At 60.4% G+C, this 9028-nt stretch carries 10 protein-coding genes; 2 read left to right on the top strand and 8 right to left on the bottom strand.

The window, feature by feature from the left end:
- The 3 genes from QN219_RS05505 to QN219_RS05495 all read right to left on the bottom strand — a co-directional run.
- Positions 1 to 674: AIR synthase related protein (locus QN219_RS05505; protein WP_283998588.1), on the bottom strand; the 674-nt coding region annotated here is incomplete at its 3' end.
- 296 nt (positions 675 to 970) lie between these two features.
- Complete coding sequence (locus QN219_RS05500; RefSeq protein WP_283998587.1) at positions 971 to 1564, bottom strand: acyloxyacyl hydrolase; 594 nt, start codon at positions 1562 to 1564, stop codon at positions 971 to 973.
- A 93-nt stretch (positions 1565 to 1657) separates the two neighbouring features.
- On the bottom strand, positions 1658 to 3076 hold the full coding sequence (locus QN219_RS05495) for a PLP-dependent aminotransferase family protein (RefSeq protein ID WP_283998586.1): 1419 nt from the start codon (positions 3074 to 3076) through the stop codon (positions 1658 to 1660).
- 81 nt (positions 3077 to 3157) lie between these two features.
- Here QN219_RS05495 and QN219_RS05490 point away from each other — a divergent pair, with 81 nt between their 5' ends.
- Positions 3158 to 3415: a DUF1127 domain-containing protein gene (locus QN219_RS05490; protein ID WP_283998585.1), complete on the top strand. Its 258-nt coding sequence runs from the start codon at positions 3158 to 3160 to the stop codon at positions 3413 to 3415.
- An 88-nt stretch (positions 3416 to 3503) separates the two neighbouring features.
- Here QN219_RS05490 and QN219_RS05485 read toward each other — a convergent pair whose 3' ends face one another.
- From QN219_RS05485 to purC, 4 genes are all read right to left on the bottom strand, one after another.
- Positions 3504 to 3911, bottom strand: coding sequence for a hypothetical protein (locus tag QN219_RS05485; RefSeq protein ID WP_283998584.1), 408 nt, complete (start codon positions 3909 to 3911; stop codon positions 3504 to 3506).
- Positions 3912 to 3966: 55 nt separating this feature from the next.
- On the bottom strand, positions 3967 to 4638 hold the full coding sequence (gene purQ, locus QN219_RS05480; protein ID WP_283998583.1) for a phosphoribosylformylglycinamidine synthase subunit PurQ: 672 nt from the start codon (positions 4636 to 4638) through the stop codon (positions 3967 to 3969).
- Positions 4639 to 4791: 153 nt separating this feature from the next.
- A complete protein-coding gene (gene purS / locus QN219_RS05475; protein ID WP_173513265.1) occupies positions 4792 to 5034 on the bottom strand; it encodes a phosphoribosylformylglycinamidine synthase subunit PurS in 243 nt (80 codons plus the stop codon).
- 17 nt (positions 5035 to 5051) lie between these two features.
- Positions 5052 to 5816 (bottom strand): phosphoribosylaminoimidazolesuccinocarboxamide synthase, encoded by a 765-nt coding sequence (purC, locus tag QN219_RS05470; protein ID WP_173513266.1) that lies wholly within the window; start codon positions 5814 to 5816, stop codon positions 5052 to 5054.
- 233 nt (positions 5817 to 6049) lie between these two features.
- Between purC and QN219_RS05465 the strand changes: the two genes are divergently transcribed.
- A complete protein-coding gene (locus tag QN219_RS05465) occupies positions 6050 to 6364 on the top strand; it encodes an ATPase inhibitor subunit zeta (RefSeq protein ID WP_283998582.1) in 315 nt (104 codons plus the stop codon).
- Between the two features lie 99 nt (positions 6365 to 6463).
- Here the strand turns inward: QN219_RS05465 and QN219_RS05460 are convergent, their stop codons facing one another.
- The gene (locus QN219_RS05460) at positions 6464 to 9010 is read right to left on the bottom strand and encodes an EAL domain-containing protein (RefSeq protein ID WP_283998581.1); all 2547 of its coding nucleotides are present in this window, start codon (positions 9008 to 9010) and stop codon (positions 6464 to 6466) included.
- Positions 9011 to 9028 lie beyond the last annotated feature (18 nt).

The following is a 9028-nucleotide window of genomic DNA, read 5'->3' as shown; positions in this document are numbered from 1 at the left end:
GCCATCGTCGCGCCGCCGACGCCGTCGCGTCCAGTCTTGGCGCCGAGATAGACGACGGGCAGGCCGACGCCTTCCGCCTTCGAATAGAAGATGGCATCGCTTTTCGCGAGGCCGGCGGCAAAGGCGTTGACGAGAATGTTGCCATTATAGCGTGCGTCGAACTCGACCTCGCCGCCGACCGTCGGAACGCCGAAGGAGTTGCCGTAGCCACCAACGCCGGCGACGACGCCGGAGACCAGATGGCGCGTCTTCGGGTGGTCCGGCGAGCCGAAGCGCAGCGCGTTCATTGCGGCGATCGGGCGTGCGCCCATGGTGAAGACGTCGCGCAGAATGCCGCCGACGCCGGTCGCTGCTCCCTGGTAGGGTTCGATATAGGAAGGATGGTTGTGGCTCTCCATCTTGAAGACGACGCAGTCGCCGTCATCGATGTCGACAACGCCGGCGTTTTCGCCCGGTCCCTGAATGACGCGCGGCCCCTTGGTCGGAAGCGTCCGCAGCCATTTCTTCGAAGACTTGTAGGAGCAGTGCTCATTCCACATCGCCGAGAAAATGCCGAGTTCGGTGAAGGTCGGCTCGCGCCCGATCAGGCTCAGGATGCGCTCGTACTCATCAGGCTTCAGCCCGTGGGAGGCGATAAGATCCGGGGTGATGGGGCGGGTGTTGGAAATCGTCATCGTCGACCGTCAATCCTTCGGGCGGCGCGCAACCCTTCAAAAAAGGGACACGGCGCGTGTGAACCGCAACAGACACAACTGCATGTGTCCTCATCTCGCAGCGATTCAAGGACGAAACATGCAGCAACTCAAAGTGCTACAGCGACCTTTGCACGTCTGATAAGACGCGCGGCGCTGCAGGGGGCGCTTTGCGGCTTCTTTAGCCTATGCTGCGGCGCGGCGCGACAGAAAAATAAGCTCGATCAACAGTGCGCCGGAAAGGCCATCCGGAGCCGCCGGCGGGAAAATTCGTGCCGTCAAAACTTGTAGCCGAGCATCAGGCCCGCACGTGTCAGGCCATCATTGGGGCCGTTGCAAAGATCCGCATTCGAGGCATGTTCAATGGTGGCCGAGAGATTCCAGTGGTCGTCGAAGCGGTAGCCGGCGGCCGCATATTCGCGAAACAGCAGACGGCAGCCGAGCTTCGGTCCGCTCGTGCCGTCATCGTTCAAGTCACCGTCATGAACGGTGGCGCCGAGGCCGACTTCGACGAAGAACCGTTCGGTGAGATCGGCATTCCAATTAAGGCCGCCGTAGACCTCGTTCACGCCGCTCGACGAGGTTGCGATCGACGCGCCGGCATGTACGCGCGGCCTCAGGATCGTTTCAACAATACCGGTGGCGCTGTCGGTTGCGAAGGGATCAAAGAAGATCGTGAAGGACGGAAAGACGCCGCTTTCGTGATTGTCGCCGTCGCCAATCGACGTCGTCGCACCGAAACGCAGCTCATCGAAAATGCCTTCTGCCGCCTCCGTTTGCGATGCCCCAGCCGCGAGCCCGGTCGAAAAGATCAAGGCGACGGCGAACTGGTAGAGCCTGCCCCGACCGCCGAACGAGCGTGGATGCGTCATGCAGAAATCCTTCAAGCCGAATCAATCTTACGCAGCACACCGAACGACAGTAGATTGCCGTGGCTTGCGCGAATGTCATCTGCAAAAAGTGATTTAATCGAAACTGTCGTAACCGGTGCGGCCGCTATCGAGCAGTCGCCTGAGGATTTGAAAGCCTCTCTCCACGTCGGCCCGCTCAGGCGATGAGGAGAAGCCGACGCGGATGCGGTGGAAGACGCGGTCGGCACGCCCCGCCTTGAACTCATCCTCGTCGTCGATGAGGACTCCTTCCTGCAGAGCCGCCTGTTTGAAGGTTCCCGAGAGCCAAGGATCAGGCAGCTTCAGCCAGAGGAAGGGTACCCTCTGGTGGGAATTGAACTCGAAACCGGAGAAGACTTCGCGTGCCATCGCTTCGCGCGCCGTAATTTCCTCAACGGCGCGGTTGCGCAAGGCGGACGCGGCGCCTGACAGGACCAGCCGAGCGCAAAGCTCGGCGAGAATGAAGGGAAGACCACCGCTTATCATCTTATGCGCAATGCGGATCCGCTGGCTGAAATGCGGTGGGCAGGCAACCCAGCCGCCACGCACGCCGGCAGCCACGGATTTCGACAGGCCTCCGACGAGGAAGGTCCGCTCCGGCGCCAGCTCCGCCATCAAGGGCAACCGATCGCCGGTCATCGAACCATAGACCTCATCCTCGACCAGCCAGACGCCGTATTTTCGCGCGATCTCCGCGACTGCAAGGCGCCTGTCCAACGGCATGACGGCGACCGTCGGGTTCTGGGCGCTCGGCATGAGAAAGGCGAGCTTCGGATGTTGCTGGGCGCAGACGCGCTCGAAATCGTCCGGAAGGAGGCCGAATTCGTCGCTCTCCACCAGTGCTGTCCGCCGGCCGATCAGGCCCGCACTGCGGCTGACCTGTGAATAGGTCAAAGTCTCGAAAGCGATCCGGTCACCGGGGGAGGTGACGGCCGAGATCACGGCGATGACTGCGGCATGAGCGCCGAGCGTCGGCACAATGCTTTCGGGCACAGGGCGGAAATTGCCGCGTGCGAGCCATTGACTGCCAGCCTCGAACCAATCGTCCGGAAAATTGCGGGCATAACTCGCAATGTCCCCATGGTGCTCGCGGCTGATGTCGCCCAGCAATTTGGCCAGAATGTCACCCTGGCCAACGTCCGGCGCAGCGGTGCTGTCGAAACGCAACTTACCCGCCGGCGCATTGATCGGGCGCGTTCCAGCCAAGGACGTCGTCAAAGGATCGGCCTGTTCGGGCGGACGGCTCTCCGGGCGATCGAGGACATAGGTGCCGCGGCCGACCTCACCACTGACGAGCCCTCGTTCGCGGACGATGTTGTAGGCCCGGCCGATCGTGCCGATCGTCACGCCGATGTCAAAGGCAAGATTGCGCTGCGGCGGCAGCTTCGTCCCCACGGGCAGGGCGCCGCTGCCGATCGCCTGTTCGATCTGATCGGCGATCCGGGCGTAGAGGGGGCCTTGGCCCTGCTGTATATCGGGCAGCCAAGTTGTCATAGTGACAATTATCTATATTGCCTCAAACGCCGTGTCAATTATCTCAAGACAATGAGATCAATCCAGACAAAGGCATCTACAATGAGTGCAATTGATACAATTGAATCTCTACACGATCGAGGGGGCGATGTTCTCAGCAGCGGCGATGAGAGGACCTTCAGTATCGCGGCATCGGTGGGAGAGGGCCTGCTTGCCAAGCTATGGTATCTCTATTGCTCCCTGGCAGCGAAGCGGCGAAGCCGGATCGCGCTGGAAGAATTGAGCGCATATCAACTGAAGGACATCGGCGTCAGCGAAGAGGAAGCGCGCAGGGAAGGAGCCATGCCTTTCTGGCGCTAAAGCACCTCCTGCAGCGCCGCGCGTCTTTTCAGGCAACTAAACTCACGGCCGCGCTTTGAATTGCTGCATGCGGCGGCAGCGCTCTCTGTTAGCTGCAGCCTTGCCCGCCGGCGGCCCAGCGCCGGACGTCGGTGGCGATGCGAGAACCGACAGGCTCGCTCAACAGCGGACCGAAGGCTTGCAGGCGGGCGGGATGGCCTTCGGCCTGGACGACGGCAAGCGGACGCGCCTCCGGCGACTTCCTCGGTACCAGAAGGATACGCGGACGGCCCGAGAAGGAATTGAGCTCCGGTGCGAGGCGATAGGCCTTGAAGGCAGGATCGCCCGACTTGAACCAGCAGCTGTTGGCACCGAGCGCCACGCGCTCCATCGTCGGGAGAGCCGCGGTGCTGGCAGCTGGCGCAGCTGGCGTTCTCGACTGGCAGCCTGCAACAAGCGCAAGGCTGGCGACGGCGCAGGCAAGCGCGGAAAAGCGTGCGAAGGAGTATGAAGGCATCGGCGGTCTCGATCGTCGGTCGGTGGCGGGAGGCCGTCTTTTATCAGGGCGAAGGTTAAGCAGCGATTACATCAAGGGCGGAGGCGAAAATCCCGCGTCCGTCCGAACCGCCGTGTGCCGCTTCAATCAGGTTTTCCGGATGCGGCATCATCCCAAGCACGTTGCCCTTCGCATTCATGACGCCGGCAATGTCGTTGATCGATCCATTCGGGTTGGTGCCTTCGGCGTAACGGAACACCACCTGACCGCTGCCCTCGATCGCTTTGAGCGTTTCGGCGTCGGCGAAATAATTGCCGTCGTGGTGGGCAACGGGGCTGCGGATGACCTGTCCCTTCGAATAGGCGCGCGTGAAATCCGTGTCGGCGTTGGCAACTTCGAGCTTGACCTCGCGGCAGACGAATTTCAGCGAAGCATTGCGCATCAGGGCGCCGGGCAGGAGGCCTGCTTCAACTAGGATCTGGAAGCCATTGCAAACGCCAAGGACCTTCACCCCCTGATCGGCCTTCGCCTTGATCGCCTGCATCACCGGCATCCGCGCGGCAATCGCACCGCAGCGCAGGTAGTCGCCATACGAAAAACCGCCCGGTATGACGATCAGGTCGACGTCCGGAATTTCCGTTTCCGTCTGCCAAACGGTCACCGGCTTGTGGCCGGAGATCTTGGTGAGCGCCGCGATCATGTCGCGATCGCGGTTGAGACCGGGGAGTTGGACGACGGCAGACTTCATGGGACGTACATACCTTGCCTTGGCCTCGGCGCCTAAGCACTCCGAGGTGGTTTCAATGCGCAGTGGAAACGCTGGCTGTCAATCCGGCTGGAGCCGCTTAAAAGGACTTGAGGAGGCGACCAGCCGATCACCAGCGAAGCCATTCCCCCGCCGTCAGGCGAGGGAGATGGTGTAGTTTTCAATCACGGTGTTAGCCAGCAGCTTCTCGCACATGGCCTTGAGGTCGGATTCCGCTTTGGCCTTGTCCGCCGTTTCGATCTGCAGATCGAAGACCTTGCCCTGACGAACCTGGCCGATGCCGTCAAACCCCAGCGCACCGAGCGCACCCTCGATTGCCTTGCCCTGAGGGTCGAGAACGCCGTTCTTGAGCGTCACGGTTACACGTGCTTTGATCACTTTGCTTATCCCCGAAATTACTTGACCAACACCGGGCCGGAACCGCGCGGCGGCTCGTTCTCGTTGATGATGCCGAGGCGGCGCGCCACTTCCTGATAGGCTTCGACGAGACCGCCCATGTCGCGGCGGAACCGGTCCTTGTCCATCTTTTCCTTGGTTTCAATATCCCAGAGACGGCAGCTATCGGGAGAGATCTCGTCGGCAAGGACGATCCGCATCATGTCGCCTTCAAACAGGCGTCCGCATTCGATCTTGAAATCAACGAGCTGGATGCCGACGCCCAGGAAGAGGCCGGAAAGGAAATCGTTGATGCGGATGGCAAGCGCCATGACGTCGTCGAGTTCCTGCGGGCTCGCCCAGCCGAAGGCCGTGATGTGCTCTTCGGACACCATCGGGTCGTCGAGCGCATCGGCCTTGTAGTAGAACTCGATGATCGAACGCGGCAGCACGGTGCCCTCTTCGATACCGAGGCGCTTGGCGAGCGAACCGGCGGCGACGTTGCGCACGACGATCTCGAGCGGGATGATCTCCACTTCCTTGATCAACTGCTCGCGCATGTTCAGGCGGCGGATGAAATGCGTCGGAATGCCGATCTTGTTCAGATGGGTGAAGATGTACTCCGAAATCCGGTTGTTGAGCACACCCTTGCCGTCGATGACATCATGCTTCTTCTTGTTGAAAGCGGTCGCGTCATCCTTGAAAAACTGGATCAGCGTGCCCGGTTCCGGACCCTCGTATAGGATCTTGGCCTTGCCCTCGTAGATACGGCGGCGACGATTCATGGATCTTATCTCTGTTGGTTGGTGGCGCTCTTGGGTCGCGCAATTGGAATTTTCTCAGCGGGTCCATATCTGAAAAGAACGCATTTCACAATCGGCGTATCTTCCCATCCCCCGATTTAGATTAGGGTATCATGAAAGTCACCAAAGACGAAAACTTCGCATTGCACTTTCAGCGGTGTTTTGGTTTATGGCGATAACTGTTTCCGGCAAGGAATTCTGAGGGAGATTAGTTTATGACCACGATGCAGGATCGCGAGAAGGGCTTCGAGGCTAAGTTTGCGCTGGACGAAGAGCTGAGGTTCAAGGCAGTGGCGCGACGCAACAAGCTGCTCGGTCTTTGGGCGGCTGGTCTTTTGAACAGGGCCGACCCGGACGCCTATGCAAGGGAAGTCATCACCGCCGACCTCGCAGAACGCGGCCACGAGGACGTGGTGCGCAAGATCAAGGCAGATTTCGATGCCGCCGGCATCGCACAGTCGGAAGACGAAATCCGCTTGCGGATGCTCGAGTTTCTCGGTCAGGCGATGGAGCAGATCCAGAACGACTGATCTCGCCGTCCGCGAAAGAGCCCCGACGCCGCCCGAGATCAAAATCGGGCGGCATTTTTTATGCTACGGCCTGTACATACAGTACTTCAAAGTACTGCGTCACCGCATCCTGCGCGAATCTGAAAAGCCGCGCGGCATGTTAAAACCACCTCTGGCAAACGTCTCGAAATCGTGCCGGCTCATTGGCTTCGCCAGCACATAGCCTTGCAGGAAATCGCAGCCGAGATCGGCGAGAAGCGCGGCGTGGGCCCAGGTTTCGACGCCTTCGGCGACGACTTTGATATTCAATGAATGGCCGATGTCGATAATGGCGCGCACCAGCTTTTGCTGTTTGCTGCTTTCCGGGATCGGCCCCACCAGGGCACGGTCGATCTTCAGACGCGCCGGGTTGAGCTTGAGAAGCCCGATGATCGAAGCATGGCCGGTACCAAAATCATCGATCTCGATATCTATGCCGAGGTCATTGAGAGCGGCGATCGTTTCTGCAACTTCATCCTCGAACTCGTCGAGAAAGATCGATTCGAGCAATTCGACCGACATGACGCCACGGGGGATGTTCATCTCCCGCAGGTCGGACACGAGCTGAGGGTCGCGCAAGCGGCGCGAGGAAATATTGACCGAAATCTTGGGAACGGCGAGCCCCTGCCGCTGCCAGGCGCGGAAGTCGGCATAGGCCATTTCGACGACCATCCGGTCTATTGCGGCGAGAAGATTGATATCTTCCGCGACCTTCAGGAATTGCACGGGCGCCAAGAGCCCGCGTTCCGGATGGTCCCAGCGCACCAGGGTTTCGACGCCCGTGATCTCCAGAGTGCGGGCGTCGAACTGGGGTTGGTAGTAGGGAACGAACTGCTTTTTTTCGAGGGCTTCGCGGAGCTCGTCTCCGATCCGCTTTGCAGTCAGGATCTGGTTCTGCATCTCGTCGGAAAAGAGCTCGAACCGGTCTCGACCAAGGCTCTTGGCGCGATAAAGCGCGATGTCGGCGTCCATCAGGAGCTGCCTGGGGTCGGTCAGCCTGGCTTCGTCCAGTGAGACGCCGATGCTTGCGCCAAGGCGGCACAATTGACCGGCGTAAGGGACGGGACGGCGGAAAGCCTGGATGATGCGCCCGGCAAGCTCTGCGAGCTGTGTTGTATCCCGGCCGCTGCGACACACGATGACGAATTCGTCGCCACCGATACGCGCGATGAAATCGTCTTTCTCGGCATGTGACCTCAGCAAGGTTGCTGCATGAACGAGCATTGCGTCGCCGGCCTGATGACCGAGTGTATCGTTGATTTGCTTGAAGCGATCCAGGTCGATATGAAGAATGGCGTTGACGACGCGCGCTTCCGTCAGGATCCGATCGAGATAGCGGCGGTTCGGCAAGTCCGTCAGATGATCGTGAAGCGCGTTGTACTCGATGCTGACGCGGGCAGCTTCCAGTTCGCAATTGCGCGCCTCGGCGAAGGATTTTGCGCGCCTCAGCTCCTCCTGCAGGGCGATGTCGTCGGTAACGTCCCAATTGGCGCCGACGAGCCTCCTCGCGCCATCCAGGTCGGTGTGGAAAGCGGCGTTTGAGCGGATGTGCCGAACGACTCCGTCGGGCCTCATGATGCGGAATGCGTTGGTGAAAGGCGTACCGCTGGCAATCGCGTCATTGACGCGCTCGATTGCGGCGGCCTTGTCCTCCGGATGCAGAAAGCTCTCCCAACCGGCAGACGAGGGCGCTTCGCCGGTGGGCTCAAGGCCATACATGCTGAGCATGGCTTCGTCCCAGTGCGAAACGCCGGTATCCAGATTGTGCTCGAAGACGCCGATCCTCGAAATATCGAGCGCCAGTTGCAGGCGACGCGAAACTTCCTCGAGGCGGGCCTCCGCCTCCTTGCGCGCCGTAATATCGGTATCGGTGCCGATGATGCGGCACGGCTTGCCGTCGGAGTCGTAAGCGACCGACGCGCCCCGGCTTTCGATCCAGATCCAGCGCCCGTCCGCGTGGCGCTCGCGATACTGGAATGTGTTGAACCGGGCCTCACCCGAATCCTGGCGTTCGATGCAGGCTAGAACGTGCGCACGGTCATCCGGATGGACGTTTTCAATCCATTTTTCCAGCGTGCCATCGACCTCCGCGTCATCCGTCAAACCCCGCAGACGTCGCCAGGTCGAAGAATAGAACAGATTGCCGGTTTGGAAGTCGTGATCCCAGACACCTTCCAATGCGCTGTCGAGGGCATATTTCCAGCGCGTTTCGTCTTTGCGCAGACTGGCGATTTCCGAAACCAGGCTGTCAACCGGGAGCATCGCCAGCAACGTCTTGGCGTCGGCTCCTCGCGCGGCAGGCAGAGGGGCCCGTGAGACGAGCATGGAAAGCGTGCCGGGCGCACCGAGAAACCGGACGACCGCCGGATCTTTCGATTGCTGCGTCTCCTCCACGTGCACGACGGCTGGAAGATCTTCGCCATGAACAAACGCGGCAACTGGTGCGCCGGCAAGTTCTTCGGCGGTCCGCCCAAGCATCCGGAGCGCGGCTGCATTGGCGGCGCGTATCACATCGCCCCTATCAACAAGAATGACGCCCGCCGGCAATTGATCTATTGCGACCGGTGCCAAGCTGTCGTGTGTCGTCGGCCCACTGCCGGTATCGATTGGTTCCCGCGGTTCGGTCACTTATCCCGGATCCTGAGA

This window comes from Sinorhizobium sp. 8-89, assembly GCF_030124325.1.
Classification (GTDB): domain Bacteria; phylum Pseudomonadota; class Alphaproteobacteria; order Rhizobiales; family Rhizobiaceae; genus Sinorhizobium.
The sequence above is the reverse complement of the archived record's forward strand: the minus strand, read 5'-3'. Positions and strand labels throughout refer to the sequence as shown.

What these genes read in the sequence shown, in the direction of transcription:
- QN219_RS05490 (WP_283998585.1), top strand. Translation starts at nt 3,158, where the DNA reads ATGAGTGCAATTGATACAATTGAATCTCTACACGATCGAGGGGGCGAT.
- QN219_RS05485 (WP_283998584.1), bottom strand. Translation starts at nt 3,911, where the DNA reads ATGCCTTCATACTCCTTCGCACGCTTTTCCGCGCTTGCCTGCGCCGTC.
- purC (WP_173513266.1), bottom strand. Translation starts at nt 5,816, where the DNA reads ATGAATCGTCGCCGCCGTATCTACGAGGGCAAGGCCAAGATCCTATAC.
- QN219_RS05465 (WP_283998582.1), top strand. Translation starts at nt 6,050, where the DNA reads ATGACCACGATGCAGGATCGCGAGAAGGGCTTCGAGGCTAAGTTTGCG.
- purQ (WP_283998583.1), bottom strand. Translation starts at nt 4,638, where the DNA reads ATGAAGTCTGCCGTCGTCCAACTCCCCGGTCTCAACCGCGATCGCGAC.
- QN219_RS05500 (WP_283998587.1), bottom strand. Translation starts at nt 1,564, where the DNA reads ATGACGCATCCACGCTCGTTCGGCGGTCGGGGCAGGCTCTACCAGTTC.
- QN219_RS05495 (WP_283998586.1), bottom strand. Translation starts at nt 3,076, where the DNA reads ATGACAACTTGGCTGCCCGATATACAGCAGGGCCAAGGCCCCCTCTAC.